The sequence below is a fragment of the Pseudomonas sp. Q2-TVG4-2 genome (assembly GCF_013620795.1).
Lineage (GTDB): Bacteria > Pseudomonadota > Gammaproteobacteria > Pseudomonadales > Pseudomonadaceae > Stutzerimonas.
In genome coordinates this window covers 69221-94621 of the sequence record NZ_LGLW01000003.1, presented here as the reverse complement: position 1 = coordinate 94621, position 25401 = coordinate 69221, and the positions used below count along the sequence as shown (strand labels likewise).

The 25401-nt window shown below is 60.2% G+C and carries 23 protein-coding genes and 1 pseudogene; 18 read left to right on the top strand and 6 right to left on the bottom strand.

What is annotated here, in order from left to right:
- The first annotated feature begins 28 nt into the window (after window positions 1-28).
- Window positions 29-1372: an FAD-dependent oxidoreductase gene (locus H3028_RS06805; RefSeq protein ID WP_309109531.1), complete on the top strand. Its 1344-nt coding sequence runs from the start codon at window positions 29-31 to the stop codon at window positions 1370-1372.
- Window positions 1373-1446: 74 nt separating this feature from the next.
- Entirely contained in the window at window positions 1447-3162 is a 1716-nt protein-coding gene (locus H3028_RS06800; protein WP_309109530.1) for a dihydroxy-acid dehydratase, read from the top strand.
- A gap of 182 nt (window positions 3163-3344) precedes the next feature.
- Here H3028_RS06800 and H3028_RS06795 read toward each other — a convergent pair whose 3' ends face one another.
- Window positions 3345-4073, bottom strand: coding sequence for a GntR family transcriptional regulator (locus tag H3028_RS06795; protein ID WP_258237721.1), 729 nt, complete (start codon window positions 4071-4073; stop codon window positions 3345-3347).
- Window positions 4074-4134: 61 nt separating this feature from the next.
- Between H3028_RS06795 and H3028_RS06790 the strand changes: the two genes are divergently transcribed.
- The 6 genes and pseudogenes from H3028_RS06790 to H3028_RS06765 form a co-directional block, all read left to right on the top strand.
- The gene (locus tag H3028_RS06790) at window positions 4135-4854 is read left to right on the top strand and encodes an alpha/beta fold hydrolase (RefSeq protein ID WP_181296290.1); all 720 of its coding nucleotides are present in this window, start codon (window positions 4135-4137) and stop codon (window positions 4852-4854) included.
- Window positions 4851-6092 carry an iron-containing alcohol dehydrogenase gene (locus tag H3028_RS06785; protein WP_181296289.1) on the top strand — a complete coding sequence of 414 codons (1242 nt, stop codon included), beginning with the start codon at window positions 4851-4853 and terminating at the stop codon, window positions 6090-6092. Before H3028_RS06790 ends, H3028_RS06785 begins: the two co-directional genes overlap by 4 nt.
- Before the next feature lie 287 nt (window positions 6093-6379).
- Window positions 6380-7189, top strand: a complete 810-nt coding sequence (locus H3028_RS06780) for a sterol desaturase family protein (RefSeq protein WP_181296288.1) — start codon at window positions 6380-6382, stop codon at window positions 7187-7189.
- 103 nt (window positions 7190-7292) lie between these two features.
- Window positions 7293-7883, top strand: a complete 591-nt coding sequence (locus H3028_RS06775) for a cysteine dioxygenase (protein WP_181296287.1) — start codon at window positions 7293-7295, stop codon at window positions 7881-7883.
- A 136-nt stretch (window positions 7884-8019) separates the two neighbouring features.
- Complete coding sequence (gene glcC, locus H3028_RS06770; protein ID WP_181296286.1) at window positions 8020-8790, top strand: transcriptional regulator GlcC; 771 nt, start codon at window positions 8020-8022, stop codon at window positions 8788-8790.
- 453 nt (window positions 8791-9243) lie between these two features.
- Window positions 9244-9434 (top strand): annotated as a pseudogene (locus H3028_RS06765) (hypothetical protein); the annotation flags it as partial.
- A 70-nt stretch (window positions 9435-9504) separates the two neighbouring features.
- On the opposite strand, the gene H3028_RS06760 reads toward H3028_RS06765, so the two are convergent.
- Window positions 9505-9963, bottom strand: coding sequence for a DUF3859 domain-containing protein (locus H3028_RS06760; RefSeq protein WP_181296285.1), 459 nt, complete (start codon window positions 9961-9963; stop codon window positions 9505-9507).
- A gap of 74 nt (window positions 9964-10037) precedes the next feature.
- On the opposite strand from H3028_RS06760, the gene H3028_RS06755 reads away from it, so the two are divergent.
- The 3 genes from H3028_RS06755 to H3028_RS06745 all read left to right on the top strand — a co-directional run bounded on the left by H3028_RS06755 (window position 10038) and on the right by H3028_RS06745 (window position 13137).
- Window positions 10038-10418, top strand: a complete 381-nt coding sequence (locus H3028_RS06755; RefSeq protein ID WP_181296527.1) for a DUF2147 domain-containing protein — start codon at window positions 10038-10040, stop codon at window positions 10416-10418.
- Between the two features lie 95 nt (window positions 10419-10513).
- Window positions 10514-11566 (top strand): serine hydrolase, encoded by a 1053-nt coding sequence (locus tag H3028_RS06750; RefSeq protein WP_181296284.1) that lies wholly within the window; start codon window positions 10514-10516, stop codon window positions 11564-11566.
- A gap of 185 nt (window positions 11567-11751) precedes the next feature.
- Window positions 11752-13137: an amidase gene (locus H3028_RS06745; protein ID WP_181296283.1), complete on the top strand. Its 1386-nt coding sequence runs from the start codon at window positions 11752-11754 to the stop codon at window positions 13135-13137.
- 188 nt (window positions 13138-13325) lie between these two features.
- Here the strand turns inward: H3028_RS06745 and H3028_RS06740 are convergent, their stop codons facing one another.
- Both H3028_RS06740 and H3028_RS06735 read right to left on the bottom strand, forming a co-directional pair.
- Window positions 13326-13946 carry a glutathione S-transferase family protein gene (locus H3028_RS06740; RefSeq protein ID WP_181296282.1) on the bottom strand — a complete coding sequence of 207 codons (621 nt, stop codon included), beginning with the start codon at window positions 13944-13946 and terminating at the stop codon, window positions 13326-13328.
- A gap of 197 nt (window positions 13947-14143) precedes the next feature.
- The gene (locus H3028_RS06735) at window positions 14144-14542 is read right to left on the bottom strand and encodes a 4-oxalocrotonate tautomerase (protein ID WP_181296281.1); all 399 of its coding nucleotides are present in this window, start codon (window positions 14540-14542) and stop codon (window positions 14144-14146) included.
- Window positions 14543-14648: 106 nt separating this feature from the next.
- On the opposite strand from H3028_RS06735, the gene H3028_RS06730 reads away from it, so the two are divergent.
- The 4 genes from H3028_RS06730 to H3028_RS06720 all read left to right on the top strand — a co-directional run bounded on the left by H3028_RS06730 (window position 14649) and on the right by H3028_RS06720 (window position 18293).
- The gene (locus H3028_RS06730) at window positions 14649-15521 is read left to right on the top strand and encodes a LysR family transcriptional regulator (RefSeq protein WP_181296280.1); all 873 of its coding nucleotides are present in this window, start codon (window positions 14649-14651) and stop codon (window positions 15519-15521) included.
- A 280-nt stretch (window positions 15522-15801) separates the two neighbouring features.
- Window positions 15802-16698, top strand: coding sequence for a DNA/RNA non-specific endonuclease (locus H3028_RS06725; RefSeq protein WP_181296279.1), 897 nt, complete (start codon window positions 15802-15804; stop codon window positions 16696-16698).
- A gap of 39 nt (window positions 16699-16737) precedes the next feature.
- On the top strand, window positions 16738-16866 hold the full coding sequence (locus H3028_RS21215) for a hypothetical protein (RefSeq protein ID WP_258237720.1): 129 nt from the start codon (window positions 16738-16740) through the stop codon (window positions 16864-16866).
- Window positions 16866-18293, top strand: a complete 1428-nt coding sequence (locus H3028_RS06720; RefSeq protein ID WP_181296278.1) for a GMC oxidoreductase — start codon at window positions 16866-16868, stop codon at window positions 18291-18293. Before H3028_RS21215 ends, H3028_RS06720 begins: the two co-directional genes overlap by 1 nt.
- Window positions 18294-18762: 469 nt before the next feature.
- On the opposite strand, the gene typA is transcribed toward H3028_RS06720, so the two are convergent.
- Both typA and thiI read right to left on the bottom strand, forming a co-directional pair.
- A complete protein-coding gene (gene typA / locus H3028_RS06715; protein ID WP_181296277.1) occupies window positions 18763-20583 on the bottom strand; it encodes a translational GTPase TypA in 1821 nt (606 codons plus the stop codon).
- A gap of 169 nt (window positions 20584-20752) precedes the next feature.
- Window positions 20753-22207, bottom strand: a complete 1455-nt coding sequence (thiI, locus tag H3028_RS06710) for a tRNA uracil 4-sulfurtransferase ThiI (RefSeq protein WP_181296276.1) — start codon at window positions 22205-22207, stop codon at window positions 20753-20755.
- 338 nt (window positions 22208-22545) lie between these two features.
- On the opposite strand from thiI, the gene glnA reads away from it, so the two are divergent.
- The 3 genes from glnA to H3028_RS06695 all read left to right on the top strand — a co-directional run bounded on the left by glnA (window position 22546) and on the right by H3028_RS06695 (window position 25348).
- Window positions 22546-23952: a glutamate--ammonia ligase gene (gene glnA, locus H3028_RS06705; RefSeq protein WP_019340485.1), complete on the top strand. Its 1407-nt coding sequence runs from the start codon at window positions 22546-22548 to the stop codon at window positions 23950-23952.
- 236 nt (window positions 23953-24188) lie between these two features.
- The gene (locus H3028_RS06700; RefSeq protein ID WP_181296275.1) at window positions 24189-24719 is read left to right on the top strand and encodes a DUF4124 domain-containing protein; all 531 of its coding nucleotides are present in this window, start codon (window positions 24189-24191) and stop codon (window positions 24717-24719) included.
- Complete coding sequence (locus H3028_RS06695) at window positions 24716-25348, top strand: DUF4124 domain-containing protein (protein WP_181296274.1); 633 nt, start codon at window positions 24716-24718, stop codon at window positions 25346-25348. Before H3028_RS06700 ends, H3028_RS06695 begins: the two co-directional genes overlap by 4 nt.
- The last annotated feature ends 53 nt before the right edge of the window (window positions 25349-25401 follow it).

The window sequence follows — 25401 nt, the reverse complement described above, 5'->3', positions numbered from 1 at the left end:
GCGAAGCACGGAAACTGGCGGAGGATCTATGCTCAACGCTCACGATATGCGACCTGACTGGCACCTCCAGACCGACTGCCTCGTGGTTGGCGGCGGTGCGGCGGGTTTGGCAGCGGCGGTCACCGCTGCGCGAAGTGGCTGCCAAGTCATTTTAATGGAGCGCTACGGCTTCTGTGGCGGCGGCGCCGTAGCTGGCCTTTCGGGCACGATTTGCGGTCTTTACGCTGCTTGCGAAGACGACAGCAGACCACCCGAACAATTGGTGCACGGTTTTGTGGATGAGTTCATCGCGTTAATGGAAGCGCGCGGTGGTCTGACCGGACCGGTGCGCTACGGCAAAACCTTTACCCGCGTGCACGACCCGCTGGTCTGGCGTGAAGTCGCGGATCATTTACTCGCATCCGAACCCAATATTCAGGTGATCTACCACAGCGTGGTAACCGACGTGCTACTGGATGGGGAAGAACGTGTGGCCGGCGTTCAGGCTTATACCAAGCAAGGTCGGCTCAAGGTAGAGGCTAAGGTCACCATCGATGCCAGCGGCGATGCCGATCTTGCGGCAATGGCAGGCTTGCCCACGACCCAGGGCGATAACGGTCGGGTCCAGAACCCGACCATGGTCTTTCGCTTGCAGGGCGTGGACATACCGCGCTTTCTGGAAGAATACGGGCCCGATAGCATTCTCGGTCCCGATATGTCGGCGCAGATCAATGAGGAGAACTCCGCTGGCCGCTACGCCCTGCCAAGGTCCAAGGTCTTTCTGTTTCCCACGCCGCGCCCGGGAGAATTGATGTGCAACGCGACCCGACTGATCGGTCGCGATGGGCGTGAGCTCAATCCGTTGCGCGCCGACGACCTCACCGAAGCAGAGATGCTCGGTCGCGCCCAGGTTCGTGAGTACGCAGGCTTCTTTCGCAAATTTTTACGTGGCTGCGAGGAGAGTTTCGTGAACGATACTGGCGTTCAGGTTGGCATTCGTCAAAGCAGGCAGATCCTTGGTTTGACTCAGTTGACCAATGAAGCCGTGCGCAAAGGTGCAAAAACCGCGACTGCTGTTGCACGGTCTCCCTGGCCGATAGAAATGCACAGCGGGAACAAGCCGCAACTGCATTGGCTCTTCGAAGACACCTATGAGATTCCATACGAGTGCTTCGTACCGATACGCGGAGAGGGACTCCTGGCGGCCGGACGCTGCCTTTCCGCCGAGCATGAGGCGATGGCTTCGGCCCGGGTAACCGCACAGTGCTTTTCCTATGGTCATGCTATCGGACACGCGGCGGCAATCACGGCACTTGAGAACATCGCACCTCGAGATATCGATGGCCGCGCCGTCAGGGAACTCCTGAACCGCGACGGCGCCCGGCTCGGCTAACGGTGTAATACGCTTCCTGCCAGAGCCCGGACGGTGCTGCGCCTGCGGATGGCGGCAATTAGAGGAATTCGTTCGTGAAAAAAGATCTGCGTAGTGTGTTTGAGCCCGGTAGCACCCGCTGGGCTGTGCGTCGAGCTCAGTGGCTGGCAATGGGGCTTTCTGAAGAAGATCTCCTGAAACCCAAGATCGCCGTGGTCAATTCTTCCAGTAAATTGTCGGTGTGTTACCAGCACCTCGACGGAATTTCCCAACTGGTCCAGGAAGCCATTCGCGACGCCGGCGGGGTTCCCTTTGAGATCCATACCACGGCGCCTTCCGATTTCATTACCAGCGCCGGGCGCAAGGGCCGTTACCTGATGCCCAGTCGGGATTTGCTGGTAAACGATGTCGAGGCTCAGGTGGAGGGCGCAGTGCTGGACGGCATGGTTCTACTGGCCTCCTGTGACAAGACCACACCAGGGCAACTGATGGCTGCCGCACGCTTGGACATACCCAGCATCATCGTACCTTGCGGTTACCAATTGGGATCGGCCTGCGGGGGCGCTCACCGTGGCGAGGCCACCGTGGACATCGAAGAGGTTTATAAAGCGGTGGGTAGCGTCAAGGCCGGCACATTGTCCCTTGACGGATTGCAGCAAATGACCTGCCACGCAATCCGTGGGCCTGGCGTCTGCGCAGGATTGGCTACAGCCAACTCCATGCATATCCTAGCTGAGGCCTTGGGTATGGCATTGCCCGGCAGCGCACCGATCCGCGCCAACAGTGAACGTCAGCAGGAGTTGGCTCGCCAAGCCGGCAGGCAGATCCTCGAGCTGATTGAAGCCGACCTCACCCCAAGGAAGATTCTAACGCCAGCGGCTTTCCGCAACGCGCTTCGAGTGGCGGTCACAACCGGCACATCGGTAAATACCATTCGACATCTGATTGCTACGGCGGTGGAAGCCGAATGCGCGGTAGATGTCCTGGCCGAGCTTGAAGCCCTTCAGCACCTCCCTCAGATTACGCAGATACGGCCTAATGGCCCGACTCGTATCGAAGAGCTCGAGCAGGCCGGCGGTTGCCGAGGCGTAATGGCGCGCCTTTCTGAAGAACTTGAGCATGAAGCGCTGACGATCACTGGACGGACCGTGGGTGTAAATCTGGCCAGCGCGCCGGAGCCTGACTCGGCCGTCATACGGCCGCTGGCCCAGCCGTTTCGAAACGAACCCGGCTTGATATTGATCAGGGGTAACCTCGCGCCCGATGGTGCCATCGTCAAACTCTCCGCCGTACCTGCATCAATACGCCGGTTCGAGGGGCCATCACGGGTTTTTGAGGACGAAGACCAAGCCATCGACGGGTTGGAAAATGGCGCGGTGCGCCCCGGAGACGCCGTGGTGTTGCGCATGCTCGGGCCCAAAGGCGGACCGGGCACAGTCTTTGCGGCAAGCTTCATGGCCGCGTTGGTCGGTGCCGGTCTCGGCGAAACCGTGGCGGTCATCACCGATGGCGAACTGTCAGGACTGAACAGCGGGATTACCATTGGCCAAGTCATGCCGGAAGCGGCTGAAGGGGGACCGCTGGCAGTGGTGCGCGACGGCGATGTGATCGTTATCGATCTGACGGAGCGCACCCTTGTGCTGAAAGTCGATGAAACAGAGCTCGCGGCCCGCCTGGCGGCATGGCAACCACCGGTACAAGACCTCAAACCTGGATGGCTATCCTTTTATCGCCAGCTGGTTCAGCCCCTCTCTCAAGGAGCCGTGCTGGGCGAGCGCAAGAATTTTGCCCCTCCCAGAGACAGAAGCTGACCAGCGGCAGCTGGACCATATCGCCACTGACTGGCCCCAAACCCGCCTGGCAACCGTCCATGTGCCAGGCTCGGCTCGATTAACCACGCTTTGCGGATCAGCTTCGTTCTCCCTGGGGATTACCTCACCGCCACAGCGCACAAAGAAGCCCGCACTGCCGCGGTGAGCGCTGCTATGGGTGCTTAAAGTTGATCGAGCAGCACCGTTGCTTTCGTGAATGACTCGATATTGTCGATCAGCCGATCCAGGCTTCGTGCAGTCTCCACCGAATCGCCTGCCGCAATTGCCCCGGCCAAGCTGGCGTGTAGCCGGGCCATTTCCGGCAGATCAGCAGCCTGTTTGTAGTGCAGATACCAGAAGCGTCGCGAAAGACCGTTAAGCGAGCGCAGCGCGCTTTCGGCAAACTCGTTTTTCGCCGCCACCAGACACAGCTCGTTAAACTCACGGTCGGAGCGCATGAAGGTGACATCGTCATTTTCGATGGCCACGGCGTTGAACTCCTCGGCCAGCCGCGCGAAGCCCTTACGTTGTTGCTCGCTTGCCCGTTTGGCGGCACTGCGGCAGACCAGCCGCTCAATCTCGCGTCGAGTCTCGAGCAGCCGCAGCTGTTTGCCAATATCAATGTGCGGGATCAGCAAGCCCCGCTGCGGCATGACCAGGATCAAATGCTCACGCGCCAGGCGCTGCACCGCTTCGCGCAGCGGGGTTCGGCCGATTCCCGTCATCTCGCTTAGCGACTGTTCTGAAATCAGCATGCCGGGAGGAATTCGCAGTGTGACAATTGCTTCCTCAAGTTGCTGATAAGCGATATCTGTGAGCTTCGCCTTTGACTTTCCCGTCAGACTGGGAAGAGGCGGCGATTTGAGGGTACTGCTATCCATTTCGGCTTCCTTTAGATCCGCTTGCAGCATAGCAAAAGTAGAACCCGATCAGCTAGACTCATATATCAGCTGTACATCGAGAGAATAACAAATGACCTGTACATCGATGGAAACGGGCCAAACCAGCATACTGGCCGTGCATGGGATCCAAGGCACCAGCGCCGCCTGGGCGCCAATCGCCCAAGCGTGCGGAGCGCAAGCCCGTTTTGTTTGCCCCAATCTACGCGGGCGGGGCGACGCCGCTCGCGGGCAAGGCCTGCAGGACTATACGCTGGGCGCCTTCAGCCAGGACCTATCAAAGGCAGCCAGGGAACATCTGGACAGCACGCCATTCATCCTGGCCGGCTGGAGCATGGGGGTGTCCGTGGCGCTCGAATACATTCGCAGGGCCGATGGCCCACAGCCGCACGGGTTGATCCTACTTTCCGGAAGTCCGCGTCCCGGACTAACGCCCTGGTTTAGCCAACAAGGCGATCGACTGCTGGAGGAAATTGCGGCGCGCGAGAAGCGCCTGAATCTGGCGATGGCCGCGGACCACCAGGCGGTCGCCTGGACTTGGGAAGCAATACAGGAAGTCGATCACTCTGCCGGACTCAGGGACATCAGCTTACCAACGCTAATAATTCACGGCAGTGCCGATCAGGATTCGCCTATAGCGCATGCTCTCTGGCTGTCTGAAGGCATCCCAAAAGCCGAACTGCACATTATCGAAAACGCCGGACACAGCCTGCTGACGGAAAACACTGCCGTTGTGGCGAAGCACATCCAGACGTTTATCGCGAAGCTTGAAGCCTCACCGGAGCGAACATGAGAACCGAAGACCTGATTCACTTCTGCGCACCAGCACGGTTGATTATCGGCAACGGGGCGCGTCATCAACTGCCCCAGCTGCTCGCCAGGCTGGGCTATCGCTCCGGCGTCCTCGTCACCGACGCCTTCTTCGCTGAGAAAACGCCCTGGGTGAATGAGTACACCCAGGCAGCCGAACGACTCGGCATAAGCACAATCGTTTACGCCGGCGGCCTGCCTGACCCCACAACAGATTTGTGCGATGAAGCGACTACGGTCCTGCGCAAGCAGCTGGGCGGCAAACAGCTCGACCACGTCATCGCGCTGGGTGGCGGCAGCAATATTGACTTGGCCAAGGCCCTGAGCCTGACCCTGCCGCAAGGACAGCCAATCACCGCATTCACGGGCGATATCGGCGGCTGCAAGCCGCTCCCCATGATCGCCTTGCCGACAACCTCCGGCACAGGCTCGGAAGCGACGCCAGGTGCGATTCTGCTCGACCCTGCAAACGCGACCAAGATAGCGGTGATGGATAACGCGCTGCGTCCGCATATTGCCTTGATCGACCCGGAGTTCACATATACCTGCCCACCCAGAGTGACGGCAGATGCCGGCATAGACGCGTTTACCCACGCGATTGAATCTTTCCTGACGCTGGATAGCGCGCTATTCGACCGTGCCGGTAATCCTGATCCGGGCTATAGCGGCCGCTCGCCGCTGACCATGCTTTTCGCCAAAGAATCCTTGCGCCTGTGTTTCGACTGGATGGAGCGCGCCTACCAACACGGCGAAGATACCGAAGCACGGGTTGGGATGGCGTACGCGAGCATTTATGCGGCACTGTCCTACGGCACCGCCGGACTCAACGCAGGACACGGTATCGCCTACGCGGTCGCGGGCCAGACGCATAAAAGCCATGGCAGCACCAATGCGGTGATGCTCCCCTATGTGCTCGATGCGTTGTGTCACACGCGCCAATCTGAACTCGCTGAAATCGCCGGGCTGATGGGTTTGGCGACCAGTTGTCCAGAAGAATCCGCGCGCAAGGTACCCGTGGAAGTCCGCGCCATGATCGGTCGCCTTGATATTCCGACCGACCTGAGAGCGTTCGGAATTCAAGAACAGATGCTCGAAGCCTTGGTCACTGATGCTCTCGCTGTAACGCGACTGGTCAAAGCATTTCCCGTGGCCGACGCTGCCCTTGCCTATCGCCAGATTGTGCAGAGCGCTTGGGAAGGACGTCTTAGCGGCCAACCCTAATCGGTGATCACATTGAGGCAGAAGCTCCGCCGGACACGCTTCGGCGGTGCGTTTCGCTTATCGCGGCCGGTTGCGATCACGCACGGAAAAACATGAGCGCACCGAGACAGTGTCTTCCTTATCGCGCCAACAGCCAGCAATAGCCGTGAGTATCTGATTCTCCAGTCACCGCTTTAGAAGATTCAAGCCGGTTGAAGCCAACACCCATTCAAATACGTTCTAATCAAACCTCAACATTACGACTAATATATTAGTCGTGTACAAAGAAAACATCGGAGCACAATCCCATGATGACTGAACGCCAGCGGAAATTCCGCGAAGAGTACAAAGCCGATATCAGCCCTCACTACAACGGCCTGCTTCACGTCGCGGTGATGTATGGCGTGGGCATCGCAGCGGCTTGGTACTGCCTTACGCAGATACAGGGAGCAACGTGGGAATGGTTGTTGATCGCGCCGGTGTTCCTTGCCGGCAATTTTGTCGAATGGTTCATGCACCGCTACGTCATGCACAAGCGCATCGACGTCTTCGCGTTGCGTGCCATCTACGAGCGCCACACCCGGCAGCACCATCAATACTTCACCGACGTAGAACCGACGATCGATTCGACCAGAGAATTCCGCATCGTGTTCTTCCCTTGGCGAGTACTGGCTACCCTGGGCGTAGCAGGCACCACGCTCGGTTACCTCACCTCACTGATATTCAATGCCAACGCGGGCTTCATCGTGTTTCTGACGATGGTCGTGCAGTATTTGATCTACGAGACGTTCCATTACTGCTGCCATGTGCCTGAAAACTGGTTCGTGCGCAATGTGCCGTTTATCAACACCATCCGCCGTCACCATACCGCCCACCACAACTGGGGGATCATGATGAAATACAACATGAACCTTACGTTTCCGATCGCCGACTGGTTCATGGGCACCACCGACCTGCGTCGCGGGCTACTTGGCCATTTGTTTAACGGCTACAGCGACAAGCACGTCAAGGAAGAGCTGAAGCCGGTTATTGCGAAATTCAGAAAGGGTGAAAAGCATGTGACGCTCGATGGCCCGGAGCTGAGCGACGAGGAAGAAGTTGCATTAGCAACCCACTAGCAAGCGAGTCGGGCACTGAGCCGAGGTTGGCAAAAGGAGCATGACCTGACTGCGCGCCAGGCCATGCTCTCGCGATGAGCCAAAACTATTCCGAGGGATCGATATGGACAAGCCGCTACGGCTCGACCGGCTTCGCCGGTTCGTCACTGGGTTTGCTGCTCTGTTAGACGGGCAGCCGAATGAGGCAACCATTTTAAGCGACGGCCAAGCATTGTTGCGGGAGCTGATCGAACACGACGATTGGTTACCCGAGCAGTATGCCGTGCCGCATCCCGAGCACTATCTGCAGTACCTGTTGCATGCCGACTCGTTGGAGCGTTTCTCTGTGGTCAGCTTCGTCTGGGGGCCTGGACAACGCACTCCGGTGCATGATCACCGGGTCTGGGGCATGGTCGGCATGCTCCGCGGCGCCGAGCTCGGCGAACGCTTCGAGCGCCAGACCGACGGTACATTGCTGCCCAGTGGTGAACCGCTGAGGCTCGAGCGGCGTGACGTCGAATGCGTGTCCCCGATCATCGGTGATATCCACCGGGTCAGCAATGCCTTATGCAACCGTGTCTCGATCAGTATTCACGTCTACGGCGGTAACATCGGGGCTGTAGAGCGTGCTGTTTATCAAGCGGATGGTAGCGAGAAACCATTCATTTCAGGCTATAGCAACACGTACCTGCCAAACATTTGGGGCACTAACTAAACCAAGCCGAACGATCAATATCGCAGACACATTGTAGAGATATGCGGACGCAGCGGCGAAGCTCAGCTGGAGCACAAGGCGAAACCAAGCCTTCGGATCGCCAGGCCGCTGCCCACATTCAGCCAAGGACTGTGAAATGCTAACGGAAAACGCCCAAGAACGTCGCCAGTTGGCCGATGTGGTCGCCGAGCGCATCGAGCAGTTGATCGTAAACGGCATTCTTAAAGTAGGCCAAGCCTTGCCATCAGAGCGGCGGCTATGTGAAAAGCTCGGCATATCCCGCTCCGCGATGCGTGAGGGGCTTCGCATACTTCGCGGACGCGGCATCATCGAAACTGCACAGGGTCGCGGCTCGTTCGTCGCCCAATTCTTAAACGTGCATGACGCCTCGCCGTTGATGCATCTCTTCCAGTCACAGCCACGCACATTGTTCGATCTTCTCGAAGTACGTGCGCTATTGGAAGGCGAATCGGCACGGCTGGCCGCACTGCGCGGTACCGACGCTGACTTCATCCTGCTGCGCCGGCGTTACGAGGCAATGCTCGCCGCGCATACCAAGGGAACAGCCGCTCTGCAGGAATACGCGCGCCTCGATCATGCTTTCCATCTTGCAGTAGGCGAGGCCTCGCACAACCCGGTACTGGTGCACACACTGCAATTGCTGACCGACCTGATGCTCTCCACCGTGTTTGCCTCAGTGAATAATCTCTACCACCGTCCGGTGCAGAAGCAACAGATCGATCACCTGCATTCGCGGCTGTTCCATGCCATCACCGAGCGCTTGCCGGACCAAGCCCAGCGCGCCGCACGCGATCACATTCATAGCATTCGCGACAACCTCAAGGAGATCGAGCAGGAGGAGCAGCGCTTGGTGCGCGCTACCATGCGGCTGGAGGGATGGATATAGGACCCGGCTACACAATCAAGCCCGGCTGCCTGTCCGCTATGACCAACTGGCTGAGCCCTTCCCATAGTGGGCGGAGAAAACAACAGCGTTACTCGGCAAACGCACTCGGCAGCCGAATCAGGAGCGCTGCTGTGGTAGCAACAAACGCTAATGGACCTTTTTACCCCGAAGGGGAGATAAACAGGGACGGGATAAACAGGGACAGATCTATTTTTGGTTAGCTATCACGGGCTGCCTTGGCCTCGACGTTCCACCCTTAGGCATGCGATTCGCTCGATCTCAATACAAAGCAGTCGTTCCCGGTCAACTGTCCTCGTGGTAGCGCCTTCGAATCACGTCCAGCTCCGTTTCCGAGACAGCTGATCGCACGAATGTCGCGTACCGTTCGCGTCTTAGGTGTGACCCAACGCCAAATAACATGGATCGATGAAGTGAGCCCCCCCTTTTTCGTGCATCGAGACACGAACGTCGTCGCCGGTGCGGATCAAGCGCGACAACGAATCCCTGCAAAGCATCACCCCCGCGGGCGGTATTCCGCAGGCGAAGGCGCGGGTTATGCCGGCGGGATTCTTTCGGCAGGCCTCGATGGAATCAAGGTGGCCGAAGCCGTGGCCATCGCCATGCTGGCTAATCTTCAAGGCTGAACCAGTATCAGGGTCGTTGGCGTTTGTGCTCGAAGGCTTCGCCGCGCACCCGGCCCTCTTCGCTGACCGCTCAACGCACCTGGAAACGCTGTTCAGCCAGCTTGCGGTCGCCCTGGAACACCAGGAAGTGCCATTCGCCCGGGACCAGCTCATGCGTTTCGGTGAACTCGAACGCCATGACATCCGTGGGCGCCTCCGGAACCAGCGTCTGCACGACTTCGTAGCGATCATGCCGCTGGCCGCTCGGGTCGACCACGCCAGGCGTTAAGTAAAGCAAGGTAAGGGGTGTATCGTCGGCACGCTTGCCCTCCAACCGGTAGCGCAGGCCGAACTTGGTACCAATCTTCAACGGCACTTGGTCAACCTCCAGAATGCGCTGATCGCTGCGGGTCAGGACCCGTTCGCCAGGTTGCTGGTCCTGGTAGCGGCTTTCGAACACACCGGCCTCGACCGGGCCGGCAACGCGTACATCGGCGCAAGCCAAACCGGGTAACAGCAGTGCGAACAGCAGCGGACGAAGAGTAGGCATAACAGGCTCCCTGGCAGAAAAGCAGCGAGCCTATGACATTGGCGTGACAAGCGCGTGACACGGCTTGCACCTGACTGGGCATCATCCCGACGTTTGATGCGATTCGGCGGCGACGGCCAGCGAGGCGGACGTCAGCGGTCGAAATACAGCAAGCCAGCAATGGCACCCTGCGCGGAAAGGTGGCCGAAACCCTGCAGCCCGACGGCCCCGCCGATCCGCTCTGCAGCGCCTGCGAGCGCCAGCGCAAGGACCAGCCGATCACCGGCATGACCATAGTCTGGGGGCTCAAACCCGACGGGAAGCGCGTCTGGGGTGGCGGCAACGTCCTCGATCCAGCCAAGGGCAAGACCTACCGCGCCAAGGTAACGCTGCTCGACGGCGGCGAGAAACTGGAGATGCGCGGCTACCTCGGCATCGAGGCGCTAGGTCGTACCCAGACCTGGGTTCGCCAATAAGCCGAACAAAGCTTCACGCCCTGCCGGGCTGCGCTCGGCATCGTCCGACGCCACCGCTGACGGCACGGCACCATCGGTTCACGGTCAAACCCTGTATGCGTTTACTTCCCGACGGTGCTCAGGCTCTAGCACACATCCGGTTTCGCTCATTGCATGTGGCGTTATTACTCGCCATCAGCCCGATGGCCTCTGCCAATGCCCAGTTGACCACCGCCCTCGATCAGGCTGAACGACTAGAGCAACTGGAAACGCTGATCATCGCCCAGTATGGCGAGGTCATCGTCGAGCGCGGCTATCACGGCCATGACACGACCTCACCAACCAACATCAAGTCGGCATCGAAGTCGATCATCTCCGCCCTGATCGGCATAGCCATCGACAAGGGGATTCTCGATGGAACCGAGCAGCGCATCGCCGAGCTTCTAAAGGCGGACCTGCCAGCCAAGGCTGATCCACGATTGCAGCAGGTGACGGTAGGCAACCTGCTCACAATGCAGGCCGGCCTCGGGTCTACTTCTGGGCGCCACTATGGCGCCTGGGTAGCGAGCCGCAACTGGGTACGAGCCGCATTGGCGCGGCCGTTCGAGGCGGAGCCGGGCGGTGCGATGATCTACTCCACCGGATCGAGCCACCTGCTTTCGGCGATTCTCACCCGGCGCACCGACAAGTCCACCCTGCAGCTGGCACGGCAATGGCTGGCGCCGCTCGACGGCTTCGCCATCAGCGCCTGGACCCGTGATCCGCAAGGGATCTACCTGGGTGGCAACGAAATGGCGATGACGCCGCGCTCACTGCTCGCGTTCGGCGAGCTCTACCGTCGGGGCGGTGTCACGGCCTCCGGGGAGCGGCTGCTGTCCGAGGAGTGGATCGAGGCCTCGTGGACGCCGCGCACACGTTCGCGTTACACCGGTCACGGTTATGGGTACGGCTGGTTCATCAGTCAGTTTGACGACGTGGTCGTGCGCTACGGCTGGGGTTATGGCGGACAGATGGTCTACGTAGTGCCTGCGCTCGGGATGACTGCTGTGATGACCTCGAACACGCTACAACCCTCCGGTGGCGCCATGGGCCATCGTGATGCACTGCATCGATTGCTCGGTCAAATCATCGAGGCGGTTCGCGAGGCAGCGCCGCCGTCAGGCCGATGAAATCAAACCTGCGCCAGGATGATGCGCTGCAGGAGACAGTGGATAGATTTATCTCCCTAGCGGTAAAGCCGCCAAGATAACCAGCGCTCTGCTCGTCAGCTGGCGAAACCGCATAAAAATAACCGCTCCAGGCTATGGGTAATCTAGGCTTTAGCTCTGCCATGAATGCCCGTCTGGAACCCCTCATGTCCGAATTGCAAGCCTTCCCCACTATTGGTGCACTTCAGCGCGCCTACCGTACTGGTCAGCTATCACCAGCTGAATGGATTTCCATAGTGCTGCGCGAAATTTCATTCAGCGACCCCAGCCTCAACGCATTCATCACGGTGACGGAGGAAAGCGCGCTGGCCGCATCCCGGCAGGCGGAGCGACACCTGCAGTCAGGCATGCCCCTGCCACCTCTGTTTGGGGTACCGATCGCGGTCAAGGATGCGGAAGTGACCGCCGGCATCCGCACCACCTTCGGATCGCGTGTATTTGCCGAGCACTTCCCGCAAGAAACGACGCTCCATGTTCAGCGCCTACTGGATGCGGGCGCAATTATCGTTGGCAAGACCAACACTCCGGAATTCACGTTGCTCGGTGAAACCTGCAATGCGCTGGGCCCGGACTGCCGGAACCCTGTCGACATTGCGCTGACCACGGGCGGCTCCAGCGGAGGGTCGGCCGCTGCGGTCGCAGCCGGACTGGTGCCGCTTGCCACCGGGACCGATACGGCCGGCTCGATCACCATCCCTGCCGCGTTCTGTGGCGTGTTCGGCCTGAAACCGACACACCGCCTGATCCCCGTCTGGCCGAACTGGGACGACTGGCCCCAGTTGTACAACGTCGGGCCGATCACCCGGTCCGTGGAGGACGCAGCATTGGCGCTGAACGTGACCGCGGGGTTCGACGCACGGGATCCCTACAGCCGGCGCGGTAGTGTGCCGAACTTCGTGACGGCACTGGACGCCCCCCTGCCAAAACTGAAGATCGCCTGGACCCCCACCATTGCAAACCAGCCGGTCGACCCCGTATGCAGTGCAGCGGTGGCCGCCATGGCGGAAACCTTCTCCCGACTTGGCCATGAGGTCGTGCTTGCCTCACCGGATGTCGAACCGGCCGGTGTCATTGCCGAAGATATCGGAGCGGCGGAAGAGTATCGCGTGCGCGGACATCTGTTGGCTCAGCGCGAACTGCTCTATCCGGACACAGCGGCACTGTACGATGCAGGTCGCGCCATGGATGCCTCGCGGTATGCCAACGCACTTGTCCGGAAACAGCTGATGACTCATCGATTCAACCTGTTCTTCGACAGCTATGATCTGCTGCTCGCCCCGGCATCGGCCACCCCGGCCTTCCCCGTGCGGCAGGCTCCCTCCATGATTGATGGCCGGCCCGTTCAGCCCGACTGGGTCGGCTTCGCCCCTTTCAACATGTATGCCAGCCTGGTCGGCTGCCCGGTCGCTAGCGTGCCCGCCGGAAAGGCCGGTCGCTTACCGTTGGGCGTGCTCATCTTCGGTGCACGAGGCGCGGACGCATTGGTGCTTCAAGCCTCCGAGGCGACCCGGCGGGCCGGGTGCTGGGGCTAGTCGCCCGAGCGCAGCTCGACGCGCACCGACGCCCTATGTGGTCCATGTAACGAAAAGGCCCAGGTGGAAAACCTGGGCTTTTTGCTGTGGTGCCCGGTGCTGCCATGTAGTTGGATACCGTTTTCAGCGGGCCTGAACAACGCAGCCTGCATCGGTCACCCGGCCCATAACCGCATCGCCGAAGACGCCTAGCTTGCCGCAAGTGCCTCGGCAATCGTTGGAGGCGCTGCTGGGCGGGCGTACATCGACTTCAGGTACTCTCTCAATCTCGGTGCTCCATCGAGCATGTTTTCTTCGTTCGCCCAATCCAGCGTATACGCCGCAGTGAAATCAGCCACGCTGAGCCGGTCGGCCACCATGAACTCGCGCTCCTTCATGTGTCGTTCGAGCACTGCCACCATCTCCACGCATTCCTGCCTCGCCAGGTCGATGTCTTGCGGTAATCGCTTATCTTCTGGATAAAGAAACGTGTGCCGCGTGATGCGCCAGAGAGGCTGCTCTATCTCGGTCACAAGAAAGAATATCCAACGATACATCTGGGCTCTGTCTTCCACCGTCGCCGGGATGTATCCCGCCTGAGGGTTTTTATCCGCCAGGTAGAGCTGAATCGCGGCCGACTCGGTTACTACGAAGCTCCCGTCGACCAAAACAGGGACCTTGGCAGCGGGGTTGAGAGACAGAAAGTCCTGTTTCTTGTTTTCGCCTAGCAGGATATGCACCGGGAGCATCTCGTACTCCAGGCCTAGTTCATTGAGCAGCCACATAACGCGCAGGGCGCGGGTTGGGGGCGTTCCGTATAGTTTCAACATTTTCGGCTCCATTGATTTTTTGGACACCACAAGTTGTCTTGACGCCTGATCTAATCGAGTGGAGGCGTACGGAATCGACACGTCATCAAAAACTCGCCGATGAGCGATGCCGAAGAGCGACTGATGCCATATCGGCGTCTGAAGCGGAGATGACGCCGACGGCAGATCAGCTTTCGCGCCAGTGCGCGACCGCCCCGCTACACCCCGGCTTGCTGGTGCCGCCACTCCTGGGTGCGTCCGCCATAACCGTATGCCGCTGCACGTGCATCGATCAGATGCACGTAGGAAGTCTCGTGCAGGCCGGATCGAAGCGTCGCCAACTCCTCGTACACCTCGCGCACGAAGCGCGCCTTCTCCGCCTTGGTGTTGGTCTCGTCGGTGATGCTGATGTCCAGATGAAAGGCGCTGCCGCCCAGCACGGACAGCGGCTGGCCGCCGATGAACCAGTCATCGTCGGCGATGTATTGGACGGTGGTTGCCATGACTTCCGGCATTTTGCCGAGCACCTCGGCGGTCAGCTGGTTGATCATCGCGACGACGTTACGGCCAAGCTCGGCGTCGCGCGAGCCGGACAGGTGAAGGACGATGTGGGGCATGGCGAACTCCAGCGAAGGTGGTGGAAACACAATTCTGCTGGCCCCGCTATAAATCGGAAAAGCGGGAATATAGAATCTCATCCATCGGAATACCGGATGGATAGCCATGCAAGGGTTCGACTTGGATCAACTGAGAACGCTGGTGGCCGCGGTGGACGCGGGCAGCCTCTCGGCCGCCGCGCCGGTGCGTTCCCTGTCGCAATCCACGCTCAGCGAACAATTGCGCAAGCTGGAAGAGCGCGCCGGCCAGACGCTGCTGCAGCGAAGCAAGACCGGCGTCACGCCCACCGCCGCTGGCGAGCGGCTGCTCGCCCATGCGCGGCAGATTCTGGCGTTGTCCGATGCGGCATGGCGCGACCTGCACGGCGTGCCGCTGGAAGGCGAGGTCCGGCTCGGCATCACCGGCTACTTCCGCGCCTCAGACCTGACCCGTCTTTTAGCCCGCCTCGGTCGACAGTACCCACAGCTGCGGCTGCGTACCCAGATCGGCAAGAGCGACGACATCGAGGCCGCCCATAAACGCCAAGCCCTTGATCTGGCAATTGTGATGCATGTATCCGGATACCCCCGAATTGGCGAGGCGCGAATCCTGCGCAGTGAGCCGCTTGTCTGGGCGGGGGCGCCCACAGCCGCGCTCATCCACGCCAGTGAGCCGATTCCGCTCGTCCTGCTGCCGGAGGGCTGCTCACTGCATCGCCTCGCCCGAACGCAGCTCGACGCGCACCGACGCGCCTATGTGGTCAATCACGTGGCGTCCGACGTGACCGGTATCCAGGCTGCAGTTGCGGCGGGCTTGGGCTTCGCCTGCCTCAACGCCTCATCGGTGATCCGCGACAGCATGGTGGCGCTGTCGAATCCAGAGTTGCCGGCATTGCCTGACGCCACCTTCGCGCTGTTGCCACCCATGTCCCGCAAAGATCAGGACATGGATCACTTGAACGCTCTGGCTGATGTGATGGCTCAAGCGCTCATGATCTAGCCGCGCGGCAATGGTGCAACCGACCAGGACGACGCTGCCGCATGGTCGGCCTGATGCCCGTCAAGTCGAGCCGTCAGGTGACAGCGCTAACGTGCGTTCACGCTTGGTTGGTTGACAGACACGGGTCGACCACCGTGACTGCGTAGGCTAAACCTTCATAGAACATCGCTACGTTGAGTTCAACGTCTATGCGAGCTGACCCTGGCAATCTCTGCCCACAACCGGAGGCCCCGTGCCCGAACCAGCCGCTCAATTGCCCTACCGCCCACGCCTGGCCGACATGCGTCCGCTTGGCCAGCCGACTGCGTGGGTGAATCCTGCCTTTGCACTGGCTTCGTCCCGAACCACATCGGCCGACAGGCTGATGGATCGGGAGGGCTATCGGTCCGAGTTCCTCGCAGATTTCAACGTCCCGTGGCCACAGCTGGCCGAACCCTACCGAGATGATCTTCTGCCGGTCCCGAACAGCACCGAAGATCGGCTCGACTACACCCATTTCTCCATCGCCATGTCCAGAAGCCGGCGCCTGGCCCTGTTCGTCGGCGTGAATATCGAGGGAGGTTCGCTGGTCGAGGTGATACGCGGCAGGGATCGCTGGACGTATGACGGACGCATTCCGGCCGAGGCGCAGGTCGGCGAGTCTCTCTACGCAGACAACCTGCTCGACCGCGGCCACCTCGTGCGCCGCCAAGACCCAAACTGGGGGCCCCTGGCCGAGCAAGCCAACGCCGATACTTTCCATTTCACCAATTGCTCACCGCAAATGGCCGGCTTCAACCAAAAGAACTGGCTGGACCTGGAAAACTACCTGCTCGACAACACCCGCCGCTGGCAAGCCCGCGCCACGGTGTTCAGCGGTCCGGTGTTCAGCGATGCCGATCGGCTCTACCGTGGCGTCGCGATACCCGGCGCATTCTGGAAAGTCATCGCCTTTATGGGCGACGACGGAAAGCCCTCCGCAACCGCCTACATGATCGACCAGTCCGGCGAACTCGGCCGCCTCAACCTTCTATTTGGACGGTTCAGAACTTACCAACGTAGCGTGCTGCAGATCGAGCGTCTCACCGGAATCGATTTTGGCGCCCTCTCTGACTACGACGGATTTTCGAACGAAGAGCGCGCCACGGGCACACGGATCGAGGCTGAAATAAGGCAGCTGGGCGATATTCGGATCTGAGGTTGAAGATGACGCTGTAACGGGGGGCGATGAAACGGCATGAACAGACGCCGCGTGCTCAAGACCGGCTTGTTGAATCTACTGCTCGCCTGGCTTCCCGTGACGCATGCGCGCTTCGTCCGCTACGTCGAGCGGGACGGCTGGATTCTGCGCGCAGAAGATCGCTGATGAAGGTCAGCGCCGAGCAGCTCGCAGAGGCACTACCGTTCGATTACTGCATTGTCGGCAGCGGGCCGGCCGGCATCACCCTGGCACTGGCGCTGGAGGCGACCGGCAAGCGCATCCTGTTGATCGAAGGCGGTGGCGAGTCGCCCTCCGATGCATCTCAGGAACTCTACCGGGGCGAGGTAGTGGGCCATGCTTATCGCCCACTGGACACGTGCCGAATACGCGCCTTCGGTGGCACCTCGAATGGTTGGGGCGGTTGGTGCCGCCCGCTGGATGCCGTGGACTTCAAGGAAAAGCCGGGCCTCGCCGACAGCGGCTGGCCGATCGGACGCAGCGACCTCGCACCCTATGCCGCACGCGCGGATGAGCTGCTCAAATTAGGCCCTGCTGAAGACGAGCCTGCGCTGGCCGGAGCGCTGCTCAAACAGAGCAGCTTCCGCTATTCCACGGTGAACTTCGGCCAGAAATACAAGGAACGTCTGTTCGCCTCGGCGAACGTGGCGGTAGCGCTGAATACCAGCCTCGTGGCGATCTTGACCGACGGCACGGCGGTTACCGGTCTGCGGGTGGACGTCGGCGGGATGCGCAGGACGCTCACGGCGCGTTGCTACATTCTGGCCACCGGCGGCATCGAGAACAGCCGCCTCCTGCTATGGAGCAACCAGCTGGCGCACGGAGCGTTGATCAAGCAGCCGGCGACGCTGGGCCGCTACTGGATGGAGCACCCGCACTTCACCCTCGGCGAGATCCTGCTCAAACGCCGGGCTGGGCTGAATTTCGATGAAAAGAGCGTCGGCTTCGTATCACCGACGCCGGAGCTGATGGCACGTAAGCAGTTGCTCAATTGCGGCCTGCGGATCATCCGCAGCGACGACGCCGAGACCCTCGCCAGCATTCGCCGGCTAGCCCGGGTAGCGCCACACCTCGCCAGCACAACCTTGCGAGACTACCGCCAGGGAAGAAGTTATGGAGCGGTGCTGCGCGCTAGCTGGGAGCAATATCCGCGCGCGCAAAGCCGCGTTGCGCTGGCGCGAGAAAAGGACCGTCTCGGCATTCCGCGGGTGATCCTCTACTGGACGCTGGACAACGGGGACAAGCGAACCGCCCTGGAAAGCGCCCGACACCTCGGCCGCTACATCGCCGACCTCGATCTCGGGCGCCTGCGACTGGACCGCTGGCTATCCAACACCGATCCCTTCCCCACCAACGATGAGATCGGCGGTTGCCATCACATGGGCGGCACGCGCATGGCCCGCACACCAGAACAGGGCATCGTCGACCGCGACTGCAAGGTGTTCGGCCAACGCAATCTTTATATCGCCGGCTCTTCGGTATTTCCCAGCAGCGGCTTCGCCAACCCGACCTACACCATCGTGCAGCTGGCGCTACGCCTGGCGGAGCACCTGGCGCGGCTGAGCAGTGCCTGAGCGCGCCGCCTTTGTCGAGCCGGCCCAGCCGGAGGTAGAAACCGCCGGCAAAGATGACGACAGAGATCAGGGACAGCGAACCTCAGTGGCAAGCCGGCGTTCGCTGACAGGCGCGGCGCCGTGCATGAGCCCCTGGTGTACTGATGGTGTTCGCCTGTTGATCTCTGAGGGAGCGGTCATTTGTGTGGGATAGGGGAAAAAGGGGGGGAACGGCCTTCACATCCATAAAGAAAGTGGCGGCCTGAAGGTCGTGAGCAGCCAGCAGCTTCGCCCCGAGGCGGGCCTTCAACCGGGCGTTGCGTACCGCCCGCGAAAGAGCTGCAACCTGACTGAGTATCCAGAATGCACCACAGCTCTCGCACGAACGGGCACAAAAGACCTGCCCCTAAAAAAACAAAACCCCGCATCGGCGGGGTTTGTTATCAAACGAGGCGCCTACTGGCGCCTGTTTGATGCAGCTAAGCGGGAATCACGCCTTGGCTTTCTTCGCAGCGCGGTTACGCTCGCCTTCGTCGAGGATCTTCTTGCGAAGACGGATCGACTTCGGAGTCACTTCACAGAGCTCGTCGTCCTGGATGAATTCCAGCGCCTGTTCCAGGGTGAAGCGAACCGGCGGAACCAGAGCAATGGTTTCGTCCTTGCCCGAAGCGCGCATGTTATCGAGCTTCTTGCCTTTGGTTGGGTTCACGCCCATGTCGTTGTCACGGCTGTTCAGGCCGACGATCTGACCGTTGTAGATTTCCTGGCCATGCTCGACGAACAGCTTGCCGCGCGCCTGCAGGGTTTCCAGGGAGTAAGTCAGTGCCTTGCCGGTCTCGACCGAAACCAATACACCGTTCTGACGGCCGGACATGTGGCCGGACTTCATCACGTCGTAGCGATCGAAGATGGAAGTCAGGATGCCTGCACCGTTGGTGATGGTCAGGAAATGGTTACGGAAACCGATCAGGCCACGGGCCGGGATGTTGTATTCAAGGCGCACACGGCCCTTGCCATCCGGAACCATGTTGCTCAGGTCGCCCTTACGCAGGCCCATTTCTTCCATGACCTTGCCCTGGGCTTCTTCCGGGATGTCGATGGTGACGTTTTCGTAAGGCTCGTGCTTGGCGCCATCGACTTCGCGGATGATCACTTCTGGACGGCCTACGGCCATTTCGAAGCCTTCACGGCGCATGGTTTCGATCAGCACCGACAGGTGCAGCTCGCCACGACCGGAAACTTTGAATCTGTCCGCCGAATCGCCTTCCTCGACACGCAGGGCTACGTTGTACAGCAGCTCCTTGTCCAGACGATCCTTGATGTTACGGCTGGTGACGAACTTGCCTTCCTTACCGCAGAACGGCGAATCGTTGACCTGGAAGGTCATGGAAACGGTTGGCTCGTCAACGGTCAGCGGCTTCATGGCTTCGACGTTGTTCTGGTCGCACAGGGTGTCGGAGATGAACAGCTCGTCCATACCGCTGATGCAGACGATGTCGCCAGCGGTGGCTTCTTCTACGTCGACACGGTGCAGACCGTGGTGGCCCATCAGCTTGAGGATACGGCCGTTACGCTTCTTGCCATGCATGTCGATGGCCGTGACCGGAGTGTTCGGCTTGACGCGACCACGGGCGATGCGGCCGACACCGATGATGCCGAGGAAGCTGTTGTAGTCGAGGGCGGAGATCTGCATCTGGAACGGGCCATCGACATCAACATTCGGGGCCGGTACGTGGTCGACGATCGCCTGGTAAAGCGGAGTCATGTCTTCGGCCATGTCGGTGTGATCCAGACCGGCGATGCCGTTTAGGGCCGAGGCGTAAACGACCTGGAAATCCAGCTGCTCTTCGGTGGCGCCCAGGTTGTCGAACAGGTCGAAGATCTGATCCAGCACCCAGTCAGGACGCGCGCCCGGGCGGTCGACCTTGTTGATCACGACGATCGGACGCAAGCCGGCTTCGAAGGCTTTCTTGGTCACGAAGCGGGTTTGCGGCATCGGGCCGTCTTGGGCGTCGACCAGCAGCAGCACGGAGTCGACCATCGACATCACGCGCTCCACTTCACCACCAAAGTCGGCGTGGCCGGGGGTGTCGACGATGTTGATGCGGTAATCGTTCCAGCGAATGGCAGTGTTCTTGGCCAGGATGGTGATGCCGCGTTCCTTTTCCTGGTCGTTTGAGTCCATCACGCGCTCGTCGTTGAGCTCGCCGCGCTCCAGGGTGCCGGACTGACGCAGAAGCTTGTCGACCAGGGTGGTTTTGCCATGGTCAACGTGAGCGATGATGGCGATATTACGTAGATTCTCGATCACTGTAGTGGTCTCGTAGTTGGGTCGGGCGACTGAGCGGGTACGTTCAGCGGCCCTGCGAAAAATCGGATTTGATAAAAGCAGACAATTGACGAGGTGTCGCGGCAGTTACAGGCCGCGGTGAGGGTCGGGAGGGCGATGGCGGATACTGCCGCCATTCAGCCCAGGCGTCTTATGCCGGACGATAAACGCGCACATTGACATGCCCCTCACTCAACAGATGATGAGCATGCAGGCGGCTCATGACACCTTTATCGCAATACAGCAGGTACTGGCGATTCACGTCCAGCTCCTTGAAGCGGTTGTTGATCGCGTAAAACGGCAACGTTTGCACTTCGATGCCATCCATCTGCAGGGGTTCGTCCTCGGCTGCATCCGGGTGACGGATGTCCAATATCACCTGGCCTGCAGACGCCTCGGCGACTTCTTCGACTTGCAGGTCCTGATCCAGCTCGTCGATCACCCGGTCGATGGCGACTTGACGGGCGTTCGCCATAGCACGCTCAAGGACCGCCATGTCGAACTGCTTCTCTTCGTGTTCGATGCGGTAGCGCTTGGCCTTGGTGGTTGGGTTCTTCGAGATCACACCGCAGTACTCGGGCATGTTCTTGGCGAACTCGGCGGTGCCGATTTCGAAGGCGGTATCGATGATGTCCTGCTTGTGGCTGGCGATCAACGGGCGCAGCACCAGCATATCGGTGGCCGAGTCGATCACCGACAGATTCGGCAGCGTCTGGCTCGATACCTGGGAAATCGCTTCGCCGGTCACCAGCGCATCGATATGCAGCCGCTCGGCAATCTCGGTCGAGGCGCGCAGCATCATGCGCTTGAGGACCACGCCCATCTGACTGTTGTCGACCTTCTCGAGAATCTCGCCGACCACTTCCTCGAAGGGCACGCTGATAAACAGCACGCGATGCGAGCTGCCGTACTTCTTCCATAGATAGTGGGCGACTTCCATCACGCCCAGCTCATGGGCCCGGCCGCCGAGATTGAAGAAGCAGAAGTGGGTCATCAGCCCGCGCCGCATCATCTGGTAGGCGGCCACGGTGGAGTCAAAACCACCCGACATCAGCACCAGCGTCTGCTCCAGCGCACCCAGCGGATAACCGCCGATGCCGTCATGCTGGGCATGTACGACAAACAGGCGCTGGTCGCGGATTTCCATCCGCACCTCGATTTCCGGTGCTTTTAGGGAGATACCCGCGGCACCGCATTCCTCACGCAACCGGCTGCCGACGAGTCGCTCCACGTCCATCGAACTGAACGGATGCTTGCCGGCACGTTTGCAGCGCACGGCGAAGATCTTGCCGGGGAGGCGGTCGGCAAAGTGCGATTTGCACTTTTCTACGATGTCATCCAGATCGCCCAGCGGATATTCGTGCACTTCCAGGCAATGAGCGATGCCCGGCGTGCAGCGCAGGCGCTCGATCATCAGCTGGAGCAACTTCGAGTCACTGAGCGCCGTTTCCACCTCAACGTTGTCCCACACGCCTTCCACCCGCAAGTCGGGATCGAGGTCGCGCAGCACGGTGCGGATGTTCTTCGCCAGTTGGCGAATGAAGCCCTTGCGCACCGGTGGGCTCTTGATGGTGATTTCTGGAAATACTTTGACGATCAGCTTCATGGAAACAGCGCGCGCGCTGGCAAGGCGTAAAAAGAGGGGGGCGGAGTATATCGGAAATTGATCAAGCTTTAGGCAGTTTTATCAAACGCGCCTATGCTGCACTCAAATTGAACAAACCCGAACAGTCCCGCACCAATAAGGTGCATAAAAACACTGGTATGCGGGATTGGACGTCACGCCGGGCTCGCGAGGCCCCGTCCGAAGGCGCCCGGACCCCAACACGGAGCACTGGCATGCAATTTGCTCTCTTGTGAGGCAGATCGCCTTGGCGGAACATCGCCGCCCGGCTTCACCCTGATTCGGAAGCGCCAGTCAGCTTCCACCACTTGGAGAACACCATGTCGAAGTCGCTTCAACTGATCAAAGATTACGATGTGAAGTGGATTGATCTGCGCTTCACTGATACCAAAGGCAAGCAGCATCACGTCACTATTCCAGCTCGTGACGCTCACGACGAAGATTTCTTTGAGCACGGCAAGATGTTCGACGGCTCCTCCATCCATGGATGGAAGGGTATCGAAGCCTCCGACATGATCCTTATGCCGGTCGACGAGACCGCCGTGCTGGACCCGTTCACCGAAGAGCCGACCTTGATCCTGGTCTGCGATATCGTCGAGCCGAGCACCATGCAGGGTTACGACCGTGACCCGCGTTCGATCGCCAAGCGCGCCGAGGAATTCCTCAAGTCCACCGGCATCGGTGACACCGTATTCGTCGGTCCGGAGCCCGAGTTTTTCATCTTCGACGAAGTGAAATTCAAGTCCGACATTTCCGGCTCGATGTTCAAGATCTACTCCGAGCAGGGCTCCTGGATGACCGATCAGGACGTCGAAGGCGGCAACAAGGGCCATCGCCCAGCCGTCAAGGGCGGCTACTTCCCGGTTCCGCCGTGCGACCACGACCACGAAATCCGTACTGCCATGTGCAACGCGATGGAAGAAATGGGCCTGGTCATCGAAGTTCACCACCACGAAGTGGCGACTGCCGGTCAGAACGAAATCGGCGTCAAGTTCAACACCTTGGTTGCCAAGGCTGACGAAGTACAAACCCTCAAGTACTGCGTGCACAACGTGGCCGATGCCTATGGCAAGACCGCGACCTTCATGCCGAAGCCGCTGTACGGCGACAACGGCTCGGGCATGCACGTACACATGTCCATCTCCAAAGATGGCAAGAACACCTTCTCCGGCGAAGGCTATGCCGGCCTGTCTGATACCGCGCTGTACTTCATCGGCGGCATCATCAAGCACGGCAAGGCGCTGAACGGCTTCACCAACCCGTCGACCAACTCCTACAAGCGTCTGGTCCCGGGCTTCGAAGCCCCGGTGATGCTGGCCTACTCGGCCCGCAACCGCTCCGCCTCGATCCGTATTCCGTACGTATCCAGCCCGAAAGCCCGCCGTATCGAAGCGCGCTTCCCGGACCCGGCCGCCAACCCCTACCTGTGCTTCGCCGCCCTGCTGATGGCTGGCCTGGACGGTATCCAGAACAAGATTCACCCTGGCGATGCCGCCGACAAGAACCTGTACGATCTGCCGCCGGAAGAAGGCAAGCTGATCCCACAGGTATGCGGCAGCTTGAAGGAAGCGCTGGAAGAACTCGACAAGGGCCGCGCATTCCTGACCAAGGGCGGCGTGTTCAGCGATGACTTCATCGATGCCTACCTCGAGCTGAAGAGCGAGGAAGAAATCAAGGTCCGTACCTTCGTGCATCCGCTGGAATACGACCTGTACTATAGCGTCTAAGCCGGTCCGCGCGACCACGAGGCCTCCTTCGGGAGGCCTCGTTTGCGAATGAACCCCGCCTTTCGGCGGGGTTCGTTTTTCCGGGCCGGAAACTCAGCGGCTGTGACAGCCACCACCGATCGCGCTCGTCCAAACGATTGAGCCCAGGTTGCTGCCGCTCCCAAATCACGCGGATCGAGCTTGCTTGCACGCCCAGGCGGTGCAAGGCTTGCAATACCCATCCGCGGAGCTTCCTCATGCGCATCGCATTGTTCAGCCTGCTTTTGCTCGCCACGGCTCCGGCCCTGGCGCAGATCTACAAGTACACCGACGACAAGGGCAATACGGTGTTCACTAATCAGCCGCCGGAGGGCGTCGCCGCCGACACGGTCGACTTGCCGCCGGCCAATACGGTCAACATCCGCACACCCGAACCCCCGCCGCCGCTGGCGCAGGAAAATGGCGAGGAAGGCGGACAGCCACAGCCCTACCGGAGCCTGGCCATCGGCGGCATTCCCGATGAGCAGGCGCTGCGCGCCAACAATGGCACCTTTGTCGTCAACGCCCAGCTCGACCCGCCGTTGAAGCAAGGCCACCAGATCCGCTTTCTGCTCGATGGTATTCCACAAGCGCCACCGAGCAGCGACACTTCGCTGCAACTGAATAATGTTGATCGAGGCAGCCACTTGCTGGAAGTCGAGGTGCTCAGCGGTGACCGAGTGCTGCAGCGCAGCACAGAAGCATTCACTGTGCAGCGGGTGCATACCTCCAGTCCCGCACGCAGATGAAAGCGACCCTCAGGCTCGGCCTGCTCGCCCTGTTTTCGCTGCTCGTGCTGCCCGCCAGCGCCGGCATCTACACCTACATCGACGCGCAGGGCAATCGCGTATTCACCGACCGCCCGGGTGGCCGGGCAGTCGAATCGGTCGATGCCAAACCAGTCAACAGCATGCCCGCTCAGCCTGTGGCGCTGCCTGCCGTAAAACGCGAAGCGCCGCGCGGACGACGCTTCGCTTACGGACTGCTGGATATCGTCCAGCCCGAACCCGACGCCACGATCCGCAACAACGCGGGCGAACTGTCTGTCAGCGTAACCAGTGACCCAATGCTACAGCCCGGCCATCTGTATCGTCTGTTGCTCGATGGCAGCCCGATTGCGCCCGACAGTAGCGAACCCACCTTAGCGCTTCATAACGTCGACCGCGGTACCCACCATCTGGTCGTGGAAGTTGTCGACGGCCAGGGACTGATATTGCAAAGCAGCCCGCCGCGCACCTTCCATCTGCTGCGCACCTCCCTCGCTCAAAGACGCATGGTCAACCCATGCAAGAAGGATGAATACGGCGTTCGCCCTGAATGTCCGCTGAAGGACAAGCCCAAGGAAAAGAAAGATATTCCCTTCGTGCCCTTTCTGTGACCATTCTATGCACCTGAATGGTGCACAAGCCGGACCGGTCTGATCCGCTTTAC

Bases quoted from the DNA above. Each gene is read 5' to 3' on its own strand.
- H3028_RS06805 (WP_309109531.1), top strand. From the start codon at position 29: ATGCTCAACGCTCACGATATGCGACCTGACTGGCACCTCCAGACCGAC.
- H3028_RS06795 (WP_258237721.1), bottom strand. From the start codon at position 4,073: ATGCTGCAAGCGGATCTAAAGGAAGCCGAAATGGATAGCAGTACCCTC.
- H3028_RS06790 (WP_181296290.1), top strand. From the start codon at position 4,135: ATGACCTGTACATCGATGGAAACGGGCCAAACCAGCATACTGGCCGTG.
- H3028_RS06785 (WP_181296289.1), top strand. From the start codon at position 4,851: ATGAGAACCGAAGACCTGATTCACTTCTGCGCACCAGCACGGTTGATT.
- H3028_RS06780 (WP_181296288.1), top strand. From the start codon at position 6,380: ATGATGACTGAACGCCAGCGGAAATTCCGCGAAGAGTACAAAGCCGAT.
- H3028_RS06775 (WP_181296287.1), top strand. From the start codon at position 7,293: ATGGACAAGCCGCTACGGCTCGACCGGCTTCGCCGGTTCGTCACTGGG.
- glcC (WP_181296286.1), top strand. From the start codon at position 8,020: ATGCTAACGGAAAACGCCCAAGAACGTCGCCAGTTGGCCGATGTGGTC.
- H3028_RS06760 (WP_181296285.1), bottom strand. From the start codon at position 9,963: ATGCCTACTCTTCGTCCGCTGCTGTTCGCACTGCTGTTACCCGGTTTG.
- H3028_RS06750 (WP_181296284.1), top strand. From the start codon at position 10,514: ATGCGTTTACTTCCCGACGGTGCTCAGGCTCTAGCACACATCCGGTTT.
- H3028_RS06745 (WP_181296283.1), top strand. From the start codon at position 11,752: ATGTCCGAATTGCAAGCCTTCCCCACTATTGGTGCACTTCAGCGCGCC.
- H3028_RS06740 (WP_181296282.1), bottom strand. From the start codon at position 13,946: ATGTTGAAACTATACGGAACGCCCCCAACCCGCGCCCTGCGCGTTATG.
- H3028_RS06735 (WP_181296281.1), bottom strand. From the start codon at position 14,542: ATGCCCCACATCGTCCTTCACCTGTCCGGCTCGCGCGACGCCGAGCTT.
- H3028_RS06730 (WP_181296280.1), top strand. From the start codon at position 14,649: ATGCAAGGGTTCGACTTGGATCAACTGAGAACGCTGGTGGCCGCGGTG.
- H3028_RS06725 (WP_181296279.1), top strand. From the start codon at position 15,802: ATGCGTCCGCTTGGCCAGCCGACTGCGTGGGTGAATCCTGCCTTTGCA.
- H3028_RS21215 (WP_258237720.1), top strand. From the start codon at position 16,738: ATGAACAGACGCCGCGTGCTCAAGACCGGCTTGTTGAATCTACTGCTC.
- H3028_RS06720 (WP_181296278.1), top strand. From the start codon at position 16,866: ATGAAGGTCAGCGCCGAGCAGCTCGCAGAGGCACTACCGTTCGATTAC.
- thiI (WP_181296276.1), bottom strand. From the start codon at position 22,207: ATGAAGCTGATCGTCAAAGTATTTCCAGAAATCACCATCAAGAGCCCA.
- glnA (WP_019340485.1), top strand. From the start codon at position 22,546: ATGTCGAAGTCGCTTCAACTGATCAAAGATTACGATGTGAAGTGGATT.
- H3028_RS06700 (WP_181296275.1), top strand. From the start codon at position 24,189: ATGCGCATCGCATTGTTCAGCCTGCTTTTGCTCGCCACGGCTCCGGCC.
- H3028_RS06695 (WP_181296274.1), top strand. From the start codon at position 24,716: ATGAAAGCGACCCTCAGGCTCGGCCTGCTCGCCCTGTTTTCGCTGCTC.